Origin of the sequence: Pseudomonas sp. O230 (assembly GCF_045447035.1) — a bacterium.
Lineage (GTDB): Bacteria > Pseudomonadota > Gammaproteobacteria > Pseudomonadales > Pseudomonadaceae > Aquipseudomonas.
In genome coordinates this window covers 386,223-404,918 of sequence record NZ_JBJGXN010000004.1, presented here as the reverse complement: position 1 = coordinate 404,918, position 18,696 = coordinate 386,223, and the positions used below count along the sequence as shown (strand labels likewise).

Sequence of the window (18,696 nt, the reverse complement as noted above, 5' to 3'; positions counted from 1 at the left end):
TCTCACAAGGCTAGATCCTCAGGTGTGAATGTCATCTTGAATGAACGATACGGGGCGAAATCGCCCGGCTTCATTCCCTGCATTTCTGTCAAACGTCCAATATTCTTGACCGCCGCTACAGCCGAAGCGTCAAACGGACCGTCACCACTGGACTTGGACACGCTGACCGAAGTCACCGTACCGTCCGGCAACATGCCGATTTGCAGCACGACCGTCATGCCTTTGCGTGCCGAAGGTGGACGAGCCCAGCCTTCCGCTGCACGAGCACGAATCAAATCATCGAAACTGCCGGCGACTTCGTCACCCTGCTCATCCGCCAAGGCCTGCTGACGCTGCGGCGTGTCGGAAAGCAAATCTGCCAGGGCCTGAGCCTTTTTCTCTTCGGCGGATTTACGTGCCGCTTCCTGCGATTTCTTCTTCGCAGCATCGGCAGCAGCTTTCTTCTTCGCATCTTCGGCGACTTTCTTTTTCGCCTCTTCAGCTTCAGATTTCTTCTTGGCGTCTTCCGCGGCTTTCTTCTTCGCGTCTTCGACGATCTTCTTCTTGGCTTCTTCAGTGGCCGCTTTTTTGGCCTCTTCTTCAGCCGCTTTCTTGGCTTCTTCTTCAGATTTCTTCTTGGCTATATCAGCCAATTGTTTCTCTTCGGCCTTTTTGGCTTCGGCGGTCTTCTTCGCTTCGTCGGCCTTCTTGGCTTCATCAGCCTTTTTAGCCTCTTCCGCTTTCTTGGTCTCGTCGGCTTTCTTGGATTCTTCGGCTTTTTGAGCTGAGTCTTCCTTCTTTTGTTCCGCGGCCTTGATCGCTTCCTGCTCGATCAACTTCTGCTCCATCTGTTCGACTTCGGTCTGGCGCGCGGCGGATTTCTTCGCCTCACCCGCAATCTTCTGATTGGTCTGGGTGGTCGCCTGACTTTTCGATTTCAGTTGGTACAGGGTCGCCTGGACAATCGGCTTGGCCGGCGGGAGCTCCGGTGTGAAGGCAAAACTGACGAACAGCATGCCGAAAACCAGCACGTGCAAGACAATCGCCCAGACACTAGGCCAGAAGTAGCTTTCCGAGGCTGTTGGCTCTCGCTGTTGCTGCATCAGGGCGCCTCGGTAATCAAGCCAACGTTACCGACTCCGGCTTTCTGCAACCCACCCATCGCACCCATGACGGAGCCGTAATCAACGGTCTTGTCACCGCGAATGAACACTTGGGTACGCTTGCCGCCTTCGGTGCCGGCGCGAATGATCTTGGTCACGGCGTCAGTCATTTGCGGCAAGGTCATTGCCTTGTCCTGCTGCTTTTGCGTGTCGACTTCGCTGCCAAGGTTCCAGTAGTAGGTCTTGTCAGCCTTGATCGAAATGGTCAGGACCTGGGTGTTGTTGTCCTGCGGCAAGGCTTCGCTGGAAACCTTGGGCAGATCAACTTTCACGCCCTGATTGAGCATCGGCGCGGTCACCATGAAGATGACCAGCAGTACCAGCATCACGTCGATGTAAGGCACCACGTTCATCTCGGCGACCGGCTTGCGCTTTTTGCGAGCTCGAGCGATTAAAGCCATTGGAAATTACCTGCTTATTCTTCGCTGGTGTGCACTTTGCGGTGCAGGATCGCCTGGAATTCATCGGCGAAGGTGTAGTAGCGGCTGATCAGCGTTTCGCTGCGAGCGGCAAAACGGTTGTAGGCGATAACGGCCGGGATGGCGGCGAACAGGCCGATCGCGGTGGCAATCAGTGCCTCGGCAATACCTGGAGCCACGGTGGCCAGGGTTGCTTGCTGGGCAGTCGCCAGACCACGGAAGGAGTTCATGATGCCCCAGACGGTACCGAACAGACCGATGTACGGGCTGACGGAACCGACAGTGGCGAGGAACGGCAGGCTCTGCTCGAGCTTTTCTTCTTCGCGGGAAATAGCGACACGCATGGCACGGGCTACGCCTTCCATGACCGCTTCCGGGTCAACGCCTGGCTGCTGGCGCAGACGGGAGAACTCTTTGAAACCGGCACGGAAGATCTGCTCGACGCCAGAATCCGGATCAGGGTTGCTGCCGGCCTGACGGTAGAGTTTGGACAGGTCAATACCCGACCAGAAGCGCTCTTCAAAGCTCTCCAGGGCACGTCGACCGGCGCGCAGCAAGTTGCTGCGCTGAAAAATCATGATCCATGAGGTCACCGATGCGGCTACCAGGATCAGCATTACCAGTTGCACCACGATACTGGCATTGCTGACCAGGCTCCACATGGAGGAATGGTCGACGACGTTAGCTTCCACGCTTTATCTCCTGCTTTGAGTGTGTACCCGCGCCGCTCACGCCGGCAAAGGCCGCACGTAGAGCTTCGGGAATGGCCCGGGGTTTCAAACTGTCAGTGCGCACACAGGCCACCAAAAACTGCCCTTCACAGAGCAGCGCATTATCCGTGGCTCGCCTGACCTGCTGTTTAAAGCGCAGGCTGACACGGTTCAATTCGATTACTTCAGCGCTTACCAACAGCTCGTCGTCCAGTCGCGCCGGCGCGTGGTAACGCGCTTCGCTGGAATGCACGACAAACAACAGGTCCTCCCCTGCCAGCTGGGATTGGGCAAAGCCCAGCTCCCGGAGCCGCTCGGTTCGAGCCCGTTCCATAAACTTGAGGTAATTTACGTAATACACGATGCCGCCCGCATCGGTGTCCTCGTAATAAACGCGACAACGATGTGCGAACGGCTCAAGCCCGTTTTGCGCGCGCATACTCTAGTGCTTACTCCTCAGGTTGCCAATCCGGCGAGGCAACTGTTTTTCATTGATTCACGGCTTTCTGGCAAAACCACGGTCCTAGGACAGCACAATGCCCGAAAAATCTGCCCGCAAATGTTAATTAATCGTCCACGGCATCGAGGAACTCGTCTACCACGGGCATCTCGCCCAATCGTGACGGAATATTTAAACCGAAATGCAGATAGGCATGCCGAGTGACCACCCGCCCCCGCGGTGTGCGCATGATATAGCCCTGCTGGATCAGATACGGCTCCAGCACGTCTTCGATCGTGTGACGCTCTTCGCTGATCGCGGCGGCCAGACTGTCTACGCCGACCGGTCCACCGTCGAACTTCTCGATCATGGTCAACAGCAGACGTCGGTCCTGGTGGTCGAAGCCACGCTCGTCGACATCCAGCAGATTCAACGCGAGATCTGCAATCGGTTTGGTGATGTGGCCATTGGCACGAACTTCGGCGAAATCACGCACCCGGCGCAACAGTCGGTTGGCGATCCGCGGAGTACCACGGGCACGGCGGGCGATTTCAAAAGCCCCTTCCGGGTCCAGCGGCAAGCCAAGGATAGTCGCCGAACGGCTGACAATCGTCGCCAGGTCGGCGGTGCTGTAGAACTCAAGACGCTGGACGATGCCGAAGCGGTCGCGCAGCGGATTGGTCAGCATGCCGGCGCGCGTCGTCGCCCCCACCAGCGTGAACGGCGGCAGATCCAGCTTGATCGAACGGGCAGCCGGGCCTTCGCCGATCATGATGTCGAGCTGGAAATCTTCCATCGCCGGGTACAGCACTTCTTCGACAATCGGCGACAAGCGGTGGATTTCGTCGATGAACAGCACGTCGTGCGGCTCAAGGTTGGTCAGCAGCGCGGCGAGGTCACCCGGGCGTTCAAGCACCGGACCCGAGGTGCTTTTGATCGACACGCCCATTTCCTGGGCGATGATATTGGCCAAGGTGGTTTTACCCAGGCCCGGCGGGCCGAAGATCAGCGTGTGGTCCAGGGATTCGTTACGCCCACGGGCAGCCTGGATGAACAACTCCATTTGCTCGCGAACGGTCGGCTGGCCAATGTATTCGGCCAGGCTGACAGGACGAATCGCCCGATCCTGGACTTCCTCGCGGTCGCGCGGGCCCGGCGTGGCGGCTATCAGACGATCAGCTTCAATCACTTAGATCATTCCCTTCAGGGCACGACGAATCATGTCTTCACTGCTCAAACCTTTCTCCTTGATCGCGGAAATCGCCTTGCTGGCTTCCTGCGGCTTGTAGCCCAGGGAAATCAGTGCGCTGACCGCGTCGTTTTCGGCGGTGGCGACTGGCGCCACATCCGGCCCACCCGGCTGGTTCGGCACCAGAGCGAACATCGCTGGTACAGTTTCCCACGCCTTGAAGCGATCCTTGAGTTCCACCAGCAAACGCTCGGCGGTCTTCTTGCCGACGCCCGGCACCTTGGTCAGGGCCGAGGTGTCCTGGGATTGCACGCAACGTACCAGCTCATCGACTTCCAGGCTCGACATCAACGCCAGGGCCAATTTCGGCCCTACACCATTGAGACGGATCAATTCGCGAAAAAAGTCTCGCTCACGCTTGCTGGCAAAACCATAGAGTAACTGCGCGTCTTCGCGTACGACCAAATGGGTGTGCAACGTCAGCGGTTCACCGACCGACGGCAAGCGATACAGCGTGGTCATGGGCACTTCCAGCTCATACCCCAGACCGTTTACATCCAGAATCAGGTGCGGTGGCTGTTTCTCAGCCAGTGTGCCGCGCAAGCGTCCAATCACGTTTCAGATCCTTGAGCGTTGGCCAGTTCGGTGGCTGGCGACTGACAGAACAAGGGTTTTGCGCCGACAACACAGGCACAAAACCCTGATTCCGTAAAAAAGACTGCTGATGCTATCAGAGACGCAGGCGCCCGCCACGACTGCGTGCCGTGCCCAGGCCATGCGGCAACAGGCTGGAACGGGTGTGAGCATGGCAAATGGCAATGGCCAGGGCGTCCGAGGCATCGATTTGCGGTTTGCTGGTCAACTTCAACATGTGCATGACCATCATTTGCACCTGCTCTTTATTCGCCGCGCCGGTCCCAGTCACTGCCTGCTTGACTTGGGTGGCCGTGTACTCAGCGATTTCCAGATTTTCTTCGGCACCGGCAACGATTGCCGCACCGCGCGCCTGGCCGAGCTTCAGCGCGGAGTCGGCATTGCGGGCCATAAAGACCTTTTCGATGCCCATGGTCACCGGGCCGTAGGTCTGGATGACTTCACGCACGCCGCGATAGACGATTTGCAAACGCTCATGCAGCTCGCCGGAACCGGTGCGAATACAGCCCGACGCCACGTATACGCAGCCACGCCCGGTATCGCGTACCACGCCATAACCGGTGATGCGCGAACCGGGGTCGATACCAAGAATTAAAGTCATAACGCCTGCGGCTTGAAAGAGTGAGGCCAGCATCGAACAGGCAGTGTCGATGAGACATGACGGAAGAACACCGCCAACCTGTAGGAGCCTGGCTTGCCAGCGATGGCGACCTCAAGAGCGGCGCAAGGTTTGAGGGCCTCATCGCCGGCAACCCGGCTCCTACACAATGGCGCGAGCGATCAACCGAGCTGTGCGGCCACCGACTCGGGGATATCCGCGTTGGAATAGACGTTCTGTACGTCATCCAGATCTTCGAGCATATCGATCAGCTTGAGGACTTTCTCGGCACCTTCCAGGTCCAGCTCGGCACTGGTGGTCGGCAGCATGACGATTTCCGCGTCATCACCTTTGAAACCTGCAGCTTCCAGCGCATTACGCACGGAGTAGAAACCGGCGAACGAGGTGAACACGTCAATCGAGCCGTCTTCGTGGGTGACCACGTCATCGGCATCGGCTTCCATGGCCGCTTCCATCAACGCGTCTTCATCCACGCCCGGGGCGAAGGAAATCTGCCCCTTGCGTTCGAAAAGATAAGCCACGGAGCCGTCGGTACCGAGATTGCCGCCGCATTTGCTGAAGGCATGGCGAACAGCCGCTGCAGTGCGGTTGCGATTGTCGGTCATGCACTCGACCATTACCGCCACGCCACCCGGGCCGTAGCCTTCGTAGGTCAGCTCGACCATGTCGTCGGTATCGGCAGCACCCGCACCGCGAGCCACTGCGCGATCAATGATGTCGCGGCTCATGTTCGCACCCAGCGCTTTGTCCAGCGCCAGACGCAGGCGCGGGTTGGAGCCCGGATCACCGCCGCCCTGGCGGGCAGCAACGGTCAGTTCACGAATCCACTTGGTGAAAATCTTGCCCTTCTTGGCATCCTGACGTTCTTTGCGGTGCTTGATGTTCGCCCACTTGGAATGACCCGCCATAACTCGCTCCGAATTCTCTTTGAAACATTGCCCGCCACACACGGAGTGCCGGCCAGCAAACAAAAAATCTCGACCTAAAGAAAAGGCGCATCCCATGAGGATGCGCCTTCAGGGTCAGCCTTACTCAGCCTTTGGCGTTTCGCGCAAACGAATGTGCAATTCGCGCAATGCCTTGGCATCGACAGCACCCGGTGCTTGCGTCATCACGTCGGCAGCACTTTGGGTTTTCGGGAAGGCGATCACTTCACGGATCGACTGGGCGCCGGTCATCAGCATCACCAGACGGTCCAGACCGAAGGCCAGGCCACCGTGCGGCGGCGCGCCGTATTTCAGGGCGTCGAGCAGGAAGCCGAATTTCTCTTCCTGTTCGGCTTCATTGATACCCAGCAGGCGGAATACCGTCTGTTGCATTTCCTTGCGGTGGATACGGATCGAACCGCCACCCAGCTCGGTGCCGTTCAGGACCATGTCGTAGGCACGGGACAGCGCGGTCGCCGGGTTGGCTTCCAGTTCTTCCGGGGTGCACTTCGGCGCGGTGAACGGGTGGTGCAAGGCACTGAAGCTGCCGTCGTCGTTTTCTTCGAACATCGGGAAGTCGACGACCCACATTGGCGCCCACTTGCAGGTCAGCAGGTCCAGGTCATTGCCGACCTTGATGCGCAAAGCGCCAAGGGCTTCGCTGACGATCTTGGCTTTGTCGGCACCGAAGAACACGATGTCGCCATCGACCGCACCCACGCGATCGAGGATCACGTTGAGGTTGGCTTCAGGGATGTTCTTGACGATTGGCGACTGCAGACCTTCAACGCCTTTGGCACGCTCGTTGACCTTGATGTACGCCAGGCCCTTGGCACCGTAGATGCCGACGAACTTGGTGTAGTCGTCGATCTGCTTGCGCGGCATGCTCGCCGCGCCTGGAACGCGCAATGCGGCAACACGGCATTTCGGATCGTTGGCAGGGCCGCTGAAAACTTTGAAATCGACTTCTTTGAGCTGGTCGGCAACGTCCACCAGTTCCAGCGGGTTACGCAGGTCCGGCTTGTCGGAACCGTAACGACGCATGGCTTCTTCGAAGGTCATGTGCGGGAAGTCGCCGAATTCCAGATCCAGCACTTCCTTGAACAAGGTGCGGATCATGCCTTCGGTGAGGCCCATGATGTCTTTTTCATCGAGGAAGCTGGTTTCGATGTCGATCTGGGTGAATTCAGGCTGACGGTCGGCACGCAGGTCTTCGTCGCGGAAGCATTTGGCGATCTGGTAGTAACGGTCGAAGCCGGCGACCATCAGCAGTTGCTTGAACAGCTGCGGCGATTGCGGCAGGGCGAAGAACGAACCGGCGTGAGTACGGCTCGGCACCAGGTAGTCGCGAGCACCTTCAGGGGTGGCGCGGGTCAGGATCGGCGTCTCGACGTCGAGGAAGCCGTTCTCGTCGAGGTAACGACGGATGCTGGTGGTCATGCGCGAACGCAGACGCAGCTTCTCGAGCATTTCCGGACGACGCAGGTCGAGGAAGCGGTAACGCAGGCGGGTTTCTTCACCGACGTCGGAGAACTCGTTGAGCGGGAACGGCGGGGTTTCCGATTCGTTCAGCACTTCCAGCTCGTAGCCCAGCACTTCAATCATGCCCGACGCCATGTTGGCGTTGGTGGCACCGGCCGGACGCAGGCGTACCTTGCCGGTCACTTTCACCACGTATTCGCTGCGCACGCGGTCGGCGGCGGCGAAGGTTTCAGCGCGGTCAGGGTCGAACACCACCTGGGCCAGACCGTCACGATCACGGATATCGAGGAAAATCACCCCACCGTGGTCACGGCGACGGTGAACCCATCCGCAAAGGGTAATTTCCTGGCCTTCCAGGCTTTCGTTCAGTTGGCCGCAATAATGGCTGCGCATCATGGTAGTGGTTTCACTTCTCGTAATTCGAAATTCGGTTAGAGGCCTTGCACACGGGGTGATGCAAGAGCTCGCACGTGTCGTTCAACTCAGGCTCCAGACCCTAGTCGGCTTTATCGCCGCCGGCCAGGTTCTTCTTGGAACCGGTCTTGAAATCGGTTTCGTACCAGCCGGTTCCGCTGAGGCGGAAGCCCGGCATGGACAGCATCTTCTTCAGCTCTGGCGCCTGGCAGGCAGGGCAGTCGACCAGCGGTGCTGCGCTGATCTTTTGAATGGCTTCCAACTGATGACCACAGGAAGCACATTGATAGTCGTACATCGGCATGGGGGTTGTCTCGGCGATCAGATTGCTACCGCGCACGCTGGGTTTTGCGGCAAAGAGCGGGATTATATCCATTAAATGCAGCCTGTGCAGCCGTAAGACTGCACAGACTGACACACGATACATTCCACCATCACGGCTAAACCATGACGACGCAACTCCCCTCCTTCAGGCTGTGCACAACGCAGACAACCCGCACCAGCCCGCTGAAATTCTTCACCCCGCCGTGGCGCAAATGCACTTCTCGATCCACGTGGGACAACAACGCACTGACCGAGCAGCAATTGATCCTGGCCATTTCCCCCAAAATATCCCAATACACCTGCTCAAGCCGCAAGCAGGTGGCAAAGCCATTCAAGCGTACGGATCGGGATAATGGCTGGGCCAGGCCCATATCGAACTCACTGACAAACGGATCGATCCTTACATCCCTGAATGAACCGTTCCTCCCCTCGCTTCGCCTGTCTTCATAAACCATACCGTTGACACTCCTTTGCCATCCCTGGTTCTTATAAGAGTCATGCTGTGATTCTTATAAAAGCGCAGGCGCAAAGTTATATCCAGATGACTTTTTGACCATCCACGTAGGATAAGCCAACAACTGAAGGCGGATCATGGAGACCGTCCTAGTCCGGACTATTTCCTACATACACTGACGCAAAATCATTCAACGAAAAGGGGCAGGAACGACCGAGCGCGAACAACGCCCGCAAGGCGCCATCCGCGCGCTGAACGCGTTACTCATCCAGCAATGAGCGCAACATCCATGCGGTTTTCTCGTGAACCTGCATGCGCTGGGTCAGTAAATCCGCCGTGGGCTCGTCGCTGACTTTGTCGAGCAGGGGAAAGATCCCGCGCGCCGTACGCGTGACGGCTTCCTGCCCTTCGACCAGTTGCTTGATCATGTTTTCTGCGCTGGGCACGCCCGGTTCCTCCTTAATAGAAGAAAGGCGCGCATAAATGGAATAGGCACCCGGAGCAGGAAAGCCCAGCGCACGAATACGCTCGGCAATCGAATCGACGGCCAGGGCCAACTCGTTATATTGCTCCTCGAACATCAGGTGCAAGGTCCGAAACATGGGACCGGTGACATTCCAGTGGAAGTTATGGGTTTTCAAATAAAGTACATAAGTGTCCGACAGCAGACGCGAAAGTCCGTCGACGATGGACTTGCGATCCTCTTCACTGATACCGATATCGATTGCCATGTTTTTCCCCTAAAGGTGATCGAATTCATCCGACAGGTGCAGAACCACTCTAGCAAGCCTGTCGCCACACCGCAGCCGGGAATGCCCCCGCCCCCTGCGACAAAACGCCCCCGGTGAACCGCTGGACTCCCTGATTTGAGTAGCTGCAAGCTTTGCTGTTAAATAGACAGTGTGTCGCCAAGCCCTATTTTTCCGGGCGTTGCGCATAGGCTGATAGCGGGTACGTGCCCAACGCCTCTTATTGTTCTGAAGCGAACCGTGCTCCGTCAGCTCTTCCTTGTGATCCGTCTTAACGTGAGTTAATCAAAATGTTGAAAATCGTCCACCTGCTAATGGGCGCAGCGGCCCTGCTGCTGTCCTTCATCCCTAGCCTGCGATCCGAAGCTGTTCCTTACCTGCAACAACCCGATGCGCTTTACCTGGCCTTTTTCGGCCTGCTCAACCTCACCCTCGCTCCTGTTATCCCTTACTGGAACAAAGGCCCGCGTCATCAACTGCAAAATCTGGTCAGCGCCCTGCTGGTCCTCACTGTCGTATTGCAAACCCTGACGTTGCTAGCGCCGATGCCTGTCATCGCCGGTCAACCTGCCGTTCTGTTCAGCCTGTTGGCGGCCCTGATCGCCGTGCTTCTGCACCTGGCCATCAGCTTCTACAAATCTTCACCGGCCACTGCTTCGCCAAGCTATGACATGACCAACCGCGATACCGGCACCGTGAAGTGGTTCAATACATCCAAAGGCTTCGGGTTCATTTCCCGTGATTCCGGCGATGATATTTTTGTGCATTTCCGGGCCATTCGTGGCGAAGGTCATCGCGTTTTGGTCGAAGGCCAGCGCGTGGAGTTCTCCGTCATGAATCGTGACAAGGGCCTGCAAGCCGAGGACGTGATCGCCGCATTGCCGCGACGCTGATTCAAGGCTGAAAAAAAACCGCGAACTGCATGGCTGTCCGCGGTTTTTTTTGGCCTGCATGTTCAGTAATGCGGTGGTGGCGCTTCTTCTTCGAACGTTTCGAACTGGCCAGCCATTTCCTCCTGCCGCTTGAGCAATGCGGCCATTTGCAGTTGCAGACGCTCAACGGCACGCTGCTGCGTCGCCAGCACATCGCTCAATGCCTGGATGGTGTCATCCTGAAAGGCCAACTGGCTTTCAAGATCATTAACGCGTTCTTCCAGGCTCATGATTCAACCCTCCAGAAACGTAAAGTCATTGGTCAACACCAGTCGCAGCCGCTCACGAATCACCTCGATCTGCTCTGCACTGTAAGGCTTCGCCGGGTGCTTGCCCCAAACCGGAGCTGGCCAGGCGGCATCCTCGTGTTTGCGCACAATCACATGCATATGCAGCTGGCTGACGACGTTACCCAATGTAGCGACATTCAATTTGTCCGCGTCAAACGAGTCCTTGAGTATTTCCGCCAGCGCGGTCGTTTCCTCCCACATTTGCTGCTGATCGGCGACATTCAACTGAAATAACTCACTGATATCCTCGCGACGTGGCACCAGGATGAACCAGGGATAATTCGAATCGTTGGACAACAGCAACCGGCTGAGCGGGAAATCTCCGATCGGTAGCGTGTCTTGTTGAAGCCGTGGATCTAAAGCGAACACTGCGCGCACTCCCGTCTGGTCATCATTTTCAGCTTAGCGCCCCTCACACAGGACGACGCACCAAGCGACAGGACGGCAGCATACCTGCGAACACCGCCGGCTTCACGACGAACCACGGCCGCAGGCCCAACGAAATTTGAGCGAACTGCAGAATGTACGCCCCGATAAGAGACATTTTTCGCAAGGGCGCACCATTACAGAACCGATAACCATGCAAAAAACGCTGAAATGACTGGCAGACAACGACCTGTTCGCACTCACCCAATAGTCATGCTGTATGAATTCAGCACAGCGATTAAGATTTTTTGCACCAAAACCGCACAGTGCGTCTACGCTGAGTGCGTCGGGTATCCGCCAATTACTCACTGGCGGGGTGAACCGGTAACGTTTTTGGTTGTCACGCAGTCGACCGGGACGGCACAACACGATGCAAACCATGGCGTCAAGCCCCATCAAAAGGTGCTTGTAACCCCCGGTTTTATGAGGTTTTTACGGTAACAGGCAGGCGTTCATAAAAAAAAACAGCCGTTTCCTGATTTGTGCACGCTTGTTGCATTCACACTCATATCGCCTGCAAAGCAACCACCGGAAGTGGGAGCCTTCAGGCAAATAAAAACAGTGGCAGGGTCGCCCGATGGAGATTCAAACGTTTCACCAGGGACTCTTTTTACCGATGCTCAAGCCTTGGAAAACAGCGCCTGCAGTTGTCATTCCGGTTGCATTGGGGCTGTAAATTTGCGACATCTACCAAGCTGTTTACGACAGGGTCGTAAAGAAGCTGAAAGGTTAGATACGCAAGTATCGCCAACATGGTCGGCGTGATATAAGTTTGCGCCGACACAAAAAGAAAGAGCCGCCCAGATAATAAAACAGGTGGGACGGCAGTACTCTTCTAAAAACCAAAGGAGCAAATCACGATGCGCGTGATGAAGTGGAGCATGATCGCACTGGCTGTTTCAGCAGGCACCTCGCAGTTCGCAATTGCGTCTTCCCAGGAAGAATCCAAGGGCTTTATCGAAGACAGTACTCTGGTCGCCAAGACCCGTATGGAGTACATGAACCGCGATTACAAAGACGGCAATGGTAACGTCCGTAGAGCCAACGGCAACTACACCTCTGGCCCGAACAACAAACTCAGCGGCTATCGCCAGGATACCGGTCTTAGCGAACTGCTCACTTATGGATCCGGCTTCACCCAAGGCACCATCGGTGTCGGTGTAGACGCATTTGCAGGCGGCTCCGTCAAAGTTGATGGTGGTTCCGGTCGCGCGGGTAATGGTTTGTTCGCCAATGACAGCGACGGCAACCCGGAAGACACTCAGTCCAGAGCTGGCGGCGCTGTAAAATTCCGCCTGTCTGACACCGTCCTGAAATACGGTAACCAATTTGTAGCCAGCCCGGTTTTCACCACTGACGATAGCCGCATGCTGCCTGAAGTTGCCACCGGCACCTTGATCACCAGCAAGGAAATCCAGGGCCTGGAAGTATATGGCGGTCGCTTCACTGCCTTGAGTTCGCAAACTGGCATGGGCCGTGACAGCATTAATGGCAAGGGCACCAAAGGCCTGACCAGCGCCAACATTGGTGGCGCAACCTATCAGTTCTCTGACAATTTCGCGGGCGGCATCGCTGCTTCCGACGTTGAAGACTACTTCAAGAAGCAATACATCAACCTCAACTACACCCTGCCGATCGCAGACACCCAGTCTTTGAACTTCGACTTCAACGGCTACAGAACCAAGGGTGATGGTAAGGAACTGGCTGGTGAAGTTGACAACAAAATCTGGTCCTTGGCAGCTGCCTACACTTTGGGCGCGCACAAGTTCACCATCGCTCACCAACGCTCCACGGGTGACGCGGGTTACGCTTATGGCGTAGACGGCAACGGTACTATCTACGTAGCCAACTCCATCCAAATCTCCGACTTCAACAATAAAGATGAACGTTCCTGGCAGGCTGCCTACAACCTCAACATGGCCTCCTACGGTGTGCCAGGTCTGAGCTTCATGGCCCGATACGTCAAGGGCGACAATATCGATACCGGTGGTGCTGGCGAAGGCAAGGAACACGAACTCAACTACGAAGCCAAGTACGTCTTGCAAGAAGGCCCGGCTAAAGACCTGTCCTTCCGTTTCCGTAGCGCGGTTTACCGTGCAAATGACAATCTCGGAAACAACGGCAACAACAACGACGTGCGCCTGATCGTTGAATACCCACTGAGCATCTTGTAATTGCCCAGTAGTTCGACAGCGTCTTGAAGCGCTGTTGAACCAAAAAGGCGCCGACCTGATTAAGGTCGGCGCCTTTTTTATTGCTTACTGCACCGCAGATTCCTGAACCACGCGAATGACTCGCTGTGGAAACGGAATATCGATACCCGCCGTTTTCAACCGGTCACGGGACTGCTCGTTGAACATGAACATCACATCCCAGTAGTCCGCCGTCTTCACCCACACGCGCAAGGAAACAGTGATCGAACTGTCACCCAGCGTCGAAATGACAGCCTGCGGAGCCGGCTCAGCCAGGATGCGTTCATCATTGGCCAGTTCCAGCAATACTTCGCGAGCCTTCTGCAAGTCCGCCTCATAATCCACGCCGACATCAAACACAACCTTGCGGGTGGGTTGACGGTTAGTGTTGGTGATGATGCCGTTCGACAAGTTGCCGTTAGGAACGATGATGGTTTTGTTGTCGCCCGTACGCAGCACGGTGTGGAAGATCTGAATGCTGTCGACAGTGCCGGCAACCCCTTGAGCTTCGATCCAGTCACCGATACGGAACGGACGGAACAACAGAATCAGCACGCCACCGGCAAAGTTCGCCAGGCTACCCTGCAACGCCAAGCCAATGGCCAGACCCGCCGCACCGATCGCCGCGACGAAGGAGGTGGTTTCCACGCCGATCATCGACGCCACACTGACGATCAGCAACACCTTGAGAATAATGTTCGCCAGGCTGCTGATGAAGCCTTGCAGGGCCAGGTCGGCGTTACGCAGTGCGAGCAGGCCGCCAAGTTTTTGCGTCACTTTGTTGATCAACCACCAGCCAATGGCCAGCGTAAGTATCGCCAGCAGCACACGACTGCCGTATTCCATGATCATCGGAATCCAGGCTTGGGACGCCTTGACCAGGTTGTCCACTTCAGCATTCAAGTCCATCTACGTTCTCCTGATTTCCGGCCACCCGGCACGCGAAAAAAATAAGCGGCAGAAAAGACTGCGCCCTCCCCGGGACCAGTCCTTCTGCCGCTGCTTGGGCCTCGGACGCCGAAAACGCCGAGAGGTTCCCGCCTGAAAGGTCAGTCGCGGAAGTTGTTGAACTGCAACGGCATGTCGAACGTCTTGGCACGCAGGGCCGCAATGGCTTCCTGCAGATCGTCACGTTTTTTTCCGGTAATACGCACTTGCTCGCCCTGAATGGCGGCCTGCACCTTGAGTTTGGCGTCCTTGACGTGAGCGACGATTTTCTTCGCCAGCTCTTTATCGATGCCTTCCTTGAGGACGGCTTCCTGCTTCATCAGCTTGCCCGACGCGTAGGCATCCTTGACTTCAAGGCACTGCACGTCGATCTTGCGCTTGACCAGCGCCAGCTTGAGGATCTCAATCATTGCTTCGAGCTGGAAATCGGCTTCAGCGGTCAGATTGACGGTCAGGTCCTTTTCCTTGAACTCGAAGGTGCCCTTGCCTTTCAGGTCATAACGACGATCGAGTTCCTTGACGGCGTTCTCGACCGCGTTGGTGACTTCGTGTTTGTCCAGTTCGGATACCACGTCGAACGACGGCATGTAATCTCTCCAATAAAGGGCGCGCTCGATCACGAAGGAGCACGCCTGGCTTGCGGTTAAAATCCGCGCTGATTATAACGGGTCTTTCCCTTCATTCACTGCGAGCGTCCGATGCGCGCCTTAAACAGAGCAAAAAGCTGATGTCCACCACCTGGCATGTTCTGGGCGCCGGCAGCCTCGGCACGTTATGGGCCACTCGTATGGCGCGAGCCGGGGTACCGGTCAGACTGATCCTGCGGGATGTGTCGCGCTTGCAGGCTTATCAGGCAGCGGGGGGCTTGACGCTGGTGGAGCACGGTGAGGCAACAACGTATGCCATCCCCGGCGAGACGGCCGACAGCGAAGAGCCGATCAATCGCCTGCTGGTGGCGTGCAAAGCCTACGATGCCGAGCAGGCCGTGGCCCGACTGGCACCACGCCTCGCGCCCGGCGCCGAGCTGATCCTGTTGCAGAACGGGCTTGGCAGTCAGGACGCCGTCGCCGCGCAGGTGCCGCAGGCGCGTTGCATCTGCGCCTCGAGCACTGAAGGCGCGTTTCGCGACGGTGACTGGCGCGTGGTGTTCGCCGGCCACGGTTACACCTGGCTGGGGGATGCCGGTCATCCCGTGGCGCCGATCTGGCTGGATGACGTGAGCGCCGCCGGAATCCCCCACGAATGGAGCACCGACATTCTCACAAGGCTCTGGCGAAAACTCGCACTCAACTGTGCGATCAATCCGTTGACGGTGTTGCATGATTGCCGCAATGGCGGATTACAGGACCATCATTGTGAAGTCGCCACCCTCTGCGGCGAACTGACCGAATTGCTTGAGCGCTGCGGCCAACCGGCAGCCGCCGAAGACCTCCAGCAGGAGGTTGAGCGGGTGATTCACGCCACAGCAGCCAATTACTCCTCGATGTACCAGGACGTCGCGAATCGACGCCGAACCGAAATCAGCTACCTGTTGGGCTACGTCTGCAAAGTGGCTTCGCGACATAAACTGAACCTTCCGCACCTCAACCAGTTGCAACAGCGGTTGATCGCCCATCTGCACAGCCTTGGATTGCCCAGCGACTGAGCAGCGGCTACGCTGGCCACTTGTTCCTTTTCAGCGAAAAACCTGATGCCATTGCGCCAGCGCCTTGAAAACCTTCCCGTCGGCCAGAAATTGCTGGCCGCCCTGCTGGTGCTGTTGACCACCGTTCTGCTGGTTGCCAACCTGACCTTTATCAGCGCCGCGTACTACATTTCCCAGGAAAGCATGGCGCCCCAGGCCTTGCAGACCATCGGCCGACTGGTGTCCAACCCGAGCCTGGTGGCGGAAGCATTACAGTCGCCGCAGAGCGCCGAACGGCTGCTCAATGAGCTCAACAGTTATTCACCATTGCGCGCAGCGGCGCTGTATGACGGCAAGGGCGAAAGGCTGGCGCAGCTGCAACGCGGCGATCATTTGAACCTGCCGGAGCGCTACCGCCACATCGAATCCTGGCAAGCCACCGAATTTCGCAGCAACCAAATAATCACCCTGCCCCGCCCCGGCACTGCACCCGGCCACTTGCTGCTGGTCGCCAGCAGCGAACTGCCGATGGCTTTCTATACTGGGACCCTGACCGCCAGCCTCGGCATTCTGATCTTCAGCGTGCTGTTGTGGCTGGTGATTGCCCGCCAGATCAAACGCCTGATTACCCGACCGATCCATCAACTCGAAGAGTTGTCCCGGCAAGTTACCCGGGAAGAGAACTACGCCCTGCGAGCCTCCCGCGGCAACCACGATGAAATCGGCAGTCTGGCCGAGGCGTTCAACACCATGCTCTCGCGCATCGAGGCACGGGAGCAGCAACTGAAACGGGCGCGGGACGACTCCCAGGCCGCTTACGATCAGGCCCAGGGCCTGGCCGAAGAAACCCGCCACACCAACCGCAAACTGGAGCTCGAAGTCCAGGTGCGCAGCAAGATCGAGAAGAAACTCACCGGGTTCCAGAATTACCTCAACAGCATCATCGACTCCATGCCCTCGGCGCTGATTGCCCTGGACGAGCAGCTTTACGTGACACAGTGGAATCAGGAGGCCAGCGCCCTCTCCGGAACACGCCTGGACGAAGCGCTGAATCAGCCAATCTTCCTCGCCTTCGAACCGCTCAAGCCGTTTCTGCCGCAGCTCAAGCAAACCGTCGAGCAGCACACGGTGGCGAAGATCGAACGCGTGACGTGGTTCAAGGATGAAGAACCCAAGCATTACGCCCTGACCTTCTACCCGCTGATGGGCGGTGCCGGTCGTGGCGTGGTGATCCGGATCGACGACATCACCCAGCGCCTGTCGCTGGAAGAAATGATGGTGCAGTCGGAAAAAATGCTCTCGGTCGGCGGTCTCGCCGCCGGCATGGCCCACGAGATCAACAACCCGCTCGGCGCAATCCTGCACAACGTGCAGAATATTCGCCGACGCCTGTCCCCCGAATTGCCGAAAAACCTCGAACAAGCGGAGCATGTCGGCATCGAACTGGACACGGTCAATGAGTACTTGAAAGCACGTGAGGTGCCGCAGTTGCTCGACGGCATTCAACAAGCAGGCGCCCGGGCGGCGAAAATCGTCACCCACATGCTCAGCTTCAGCCGCCGCAGCACGCGGCAAATGGCGCCCTGCGATTTGCCGGCGCTGATTGATCAAGCCGTGGAAATCGCCGGCAACGACTTTGACCTGGCAATTGGCTTCGACTTCAAGGGGCAGGCGATCATTCGTCAGTTCGATCCCGCTCTGGGCCCAGTGCCGGGCACAGCCAACGAACTTGAACAGGTGCTGCTCAACCTGCTGAAAAACGCCGCGCAAGCCATTCACCAGCGCGAGGACGGCTGCGAGCCGGGAAGGATCATCCTGCGCACGAAGCTGAATCCGCCGTGGGCGGAAATCCAGGTCGAGGACAACGGCATCGGCATGAGCGAGAGCGTGCGCAAACGCACCTTCGAGCCATTCTTCACCACCAAGGAAATCGGCCAGGGCACCGGGCTTGGCCTGTCGGTTTCGTATTTCATCATCACCAACAACCATAAGGGTCAGATGGAAGTGCAATCGACCCTGGGCCAGGGCACGTGTTTTACCTTGCGCCTGCCGTTGACGAGCACCCCGCTCGTCTCCCAAGAACTCAATCAGCTTTCGAGGTAACCATGGGCTTTCGCTTGTCGAAGATTTACACCCGCACCGGCGACAAAGGCGAAACCGGGCTGGGCGACGGCCGCCGCGTGCCTAAGGATCACCCGCGAATCGAGGCCATTGGCGAAGTCGATACGCTGAACAGCCAGGTCGGCGTGCTGTTGGCCGGGCTGGAAGAGGAACGTGGCCAGTTTCCAGGATTGAACGAAGTGATCGAGGTGTTGGCGTCTTGCCAGCATCGGCTGTTCGATCTGGGCGGAGAGCTGGCGATGCCGGTGTATCAGGCGCTGAATGCGACGGAAATTGAACGCCTGGAAGCGTCGATCGATGTGTGGAATGAGGAACTCGGACCGCTGGAGAACTTCATTCTGCCCGGGGGTTCCACGCTGATTGCCCAGGCGCATGTGTGCCGAAGCCTGGCGCGCAGTGCCGAGCGGCGGTGTCAGCATTTGAATGCCGTCGAGCCGTTGACCGGGGTTGGGTTGGCCTATATCAATCGGCTGTCGGACCTGCTGTTTGTGGCGGCGCGGTTGATCGCCAAACGGCAGGGGATTGCGGAAATTTTGTGGCAGCCGGCGGTGAAGCCTGAGGTTTAGTCGGCGCCTCCAAGGACGCCTTCGCGGGCAAGCCCGCTCCCACAGTGACCGGTGTCGTACACAAAATCTGTGAACG

General features: G+C 57.5%; 21 protein-coding genes. 5 read left to right on the top strand and 16 right to left on the bottom strand.

Annotated elements, in window-relative coordinates; genetic code table 11:
• Nucleotides 1-2: 2 nt before the first annotated feature.
• The 12 genes from tolA to ACI77H_RS10665 form a co-directional block, all read right to left on the bottom strand.
• Nucleotides 3-1,082, bottom strand: a complete 1,080-nt coding sequence (tolA, locus tag ACI77H_RS10720) for a cell envelope integrity protein TolA (protein WP_407011874.1) — start codon at nucleotides 1,080-1,082, stop codon at nucleotides 3-5.
• Nucleotides 1,082-1,534 carry a protein TolR gene (gene tolR / locus ACI77H_RS10715; protein WP_162491085.1) on the bottom strand — a complete coding sequence of 151 codons (453 nt, stop codon included), beginning with the start codon at nucleotides 1,532-1,534 and terminating at the stop codon, nucleotides 1,082-1,084. The genes tolA and tolR overlap by 1 nt, the downstream gene beginning before the upstream one ends.
• A gap of 23 nt (nucleotides 1,535-1,557) precedes the next feature.
• Nucleotides 1,558-2,253: a protein TolQ gene (gene tolQ / locus ACI77H_RS10710; RefSeq protein WP_017340467.1), complete on the bottom strand. Its 696-nt coding sequence runs from the start codon at nucleotides 2,251-2,253 to the stop codon at nucleotides 1,558-1,560.
• Nucleotides 2,243-2,710, bottom strand: coding sequence for a tol-pal system-associated acyl-CoA thioesterase (gene ybgC / locus ACI77H_RS10705; RefSeq protein WP_407011873.1), 468 nt, complete (start codon nucleotides 2,708-2,710; stop codon nucleotides 2,243-2,245). The genes tolQ and ybgC overlap by 11 nt, the downstream gene beginning before the upstream one ends.
• A gap of 127 nt (nucleotides 2,711-2,837) precedes the next feature.
• Nucleotides 2,838-3,899, bottom strand: coding sequence for a Holliday junction branch migration DNA helicase RuvB (gene ruvB, locus ACI77H_RS10700; RefSeq protein ID WP_407011872.1), 1,062 nt, complete (start codon nucleotides 3,897-3,899; stop codon nucleotides 2,838-2,840).
• Nucleotides 3,900-4,514 (bottom strand): Holliday junction branch migration protein RuvA, encoded by a 615-nt coding sequence (gene ruvA / locus ACI77H_RS10695; RefSeq protein WP_407011871.1) that lies wholly within the window; start codon nucleotides 4,512-4,514, stop codon nucleotides 3,900-3,902.
• A gap of 115 nt (nucleotides 4,515-4,629) precedes the next feature.
• Nucleotides 4,630-5,154: a crossover junction endodeoxyribonuclease RuvC gene (ruvC, locus tag ACI77H_RS10690; protein WP_019693260.1), complete on the bottom strand. Its 525-nt coding sequence runs from the start codon at nucleotides 5,152-5,154 to the stop codon at nucleotides 4,630-4,632.
• Nucleotides 5,155-5,333: 179 nt separating this feature from the next.
• Complete coding sequence (locus ACI77H_RS10685; protein ID WP_008072427.1) at nucleotides 5,334-6,080, bottom strand: YebC/PmpR family DNA-binding transcriptional regulator; 747 nt, start codon at nucleotides 6,078-6,080, stop codon at nucleotides 5,334-5,336.
• A gap of 120 nt (nucleotides 6,081-6,200) precedes the next feature.
• Complete coding sequence (gene aspS, locus ACI77H_RS10680; RefSeq protein ID WP_407011870.1) at nucleotides 6,201-7,976, bottom strand: aspartate--tRNA ligase; 1,776 nt, start codon at nucleotides 7,974-7,976, stop codon at nucleotides 6,201-6,203.
• 100 nt (nucleotides 7,977-8,076) lie between these two features.
• A complete protein-coding gene (locus ACI77H_RS10675; protein WP_010457489.1) occupies nucleotides 8,077-8,298 on the bottom strand; it encodes an FmdB family zinc ribbon protein in 222 nt (73 codons plus the stop codon).
• A gap of 136 nt (nucleotides 8,299-8,434) precedes the next feature.
• A complete protein-coding gene (locus tag ACI77H_RS10670) occupies nucleotides 8,435-8,773 on the bottom strand; it encodes a ribbon-helix-helix domain-containing protein (protein WP_407011869.1) in 339 nt (112 codons plus the stop codon).
• Nucleotides 8,774-9,032: 259 nt separating this feature from the next.
• Nucleotides 9,033-9,503, bottom strand: a complete 471-nt coding sequence (locus ACI77H_RS10665; RefSeq protein ID WP_407011868.1) for a Dps family protein — start codon at nucleotides 9,501-9,503, stop codon at nucleotides 9,033-9,035.
• A gap of 308 nt (nucleotides 9,504-9,811) precedes the next feature.
• Here ACI77H_RS10665 and ACI77H_RS10660 point away from each other — a divergent pair, with 308 nt between their 5' ends.
• The gene (locus ACI77H_RS10660; RefSeq protein WP_407011867.1) at nucleotides 9,812-10,414 is read left to right on the top strand and encodes a cold shock domain-containing protein membrane protein; all 603 of its coding nucleotides are present in this window, start codon (nucleotides 9,812-9,814) and stop codon (nucleotides 10,412-10,414) included.
• Nucleotides 10,415-10,476: 62 nt separating this feature from the next.
• Here ACI77H_RS10660 and ACI77H_RS10655 read toward each other — a convergent pair whose 3' ends face one another.
• Both ACI77H_RS10655 and ACI77H_RS10650 read right to left on the bottom strand, forming a co-directional pair.
• Nucleotides 10,477-10,683 (bottom strand): SlyX family protein, encoded by a 207-nt coding sequence (locus ACI77H_RS10655; RefSeq protein WP_407011866.1) that lies wholly within the window; start codon nucleotides 10,681-10,683, stop codon nucleotides 10,477-10,479.
• A gap of 3 nt (nucleotides 10,684-10,686) precedes the next feature.
• Entirely contained in the window at nucleotides 10,687-11,112 is a 426-nt protein-coding gene (locus ACI77H_RS10650; protein WP_407011865.1) for an HIT domain-containing protein, read from the bottom strand.
• Between the two features lie 917 nt (nucleotides 11,113-12,029).
• Between ACI77H_RS10650 and ACI77H_RS10645 the strand changes: the two genes are divergently transcribed.
• Nucleotides 12,030-13,343, top strand: a complete 1,314-nt coding sequence (locus ACI77H_RS10645; RefSeq protein WP_407011864.1) for an OprD family porin — start codon at nucleotides 12,030-12,032, stop codon at nucleotides 13,341-13,343.
• Nucleotides 13,344-13,427: 84 nt separating this feature from the next.
• Here ACI77H_RS10645 and ACI77H_RS10640 read toward each other — a convergent pair whose 3' ends face one another.
• On the bottom strand, nucleotides 13,428-14,270 hold the full coding sequence (locus ACI77H_RS10640; RefSeq protein ID WP_407011863.1) for a mechanosensitive ion channel family protein: 843 nt from the start codon (nucleotides 14,268-14,270) through the stop codon (nucleotides 13,428-13,430).
• Nucleotides 14,271-14,410: 140 nt separating this feature from the next.
• Nucleotides 14,411-14,896 carry a YajQ family cyclic di-GMP-binding protein gene (locus tag ACI77H_RS10635; RefSeq protein WP_007906601.1) on the bottom strand — a complete coding sequence of 162 codons (486 nt, stop codon included), beginning with the start codon at nucleotides 14,894-14,896 and terminating at the stop codon, nucleotides 14,411-14,413.
• Between the two features lie 140 nt (nucleotides 14,897-15,036).
• On the opposite strand from ACI77H_RS10635, the gene ACI77H_RS10630 reads away from it, so the two are divergent.
• The 3 genes from ACI77H_RS10630 to ACI77H_RS10620 are packed head-to-tail and all read left to right on the top strand — an operon-like array spanning nucleotide 15,037 to nucleotide 18,620.
• Nucleotides 15,037-15,954, top strand: coding sequence for a putative 2-dehydropantoate 2-reductase (locus ACI77H_RS10630; protein WP_407011862.1), 918 nt, complete (start codon nucleotides 15,037-15,039; stop codon nucleotides 15,952-15,954).
• A 45-nt stretch (nucleotides 15,955-15,999) separates the two neighbouring features.
• Nucleotides 16,000-18,036, top strand: a complete 2,037-nt coding sequence (locus ACI77H_RS10625) for an ATP-binding protein (RefSeq protein WP_407011861.1) — start codon at nucleotides 16,000-16,002, stop codon at nucleotides 18,034-18,036.
• A 2-nt stretch (nucleotides 18,037-18,038) separates the two neighbouring features.
• Nucleotides 18,039-18,620, top strand: a complete 582-nt coding sequence (locus ACI77H_RS10620; protein WP_407011860.1) for a cob(I)yrinic acid a,c-diamide adenosyltransferase — start codon at nucleotides 18,039-18,041, stop codon at nucleotides 18,618-18,620.
• Nucleotides 18,621-18,696: the final 76 nt, after the last annotated feature.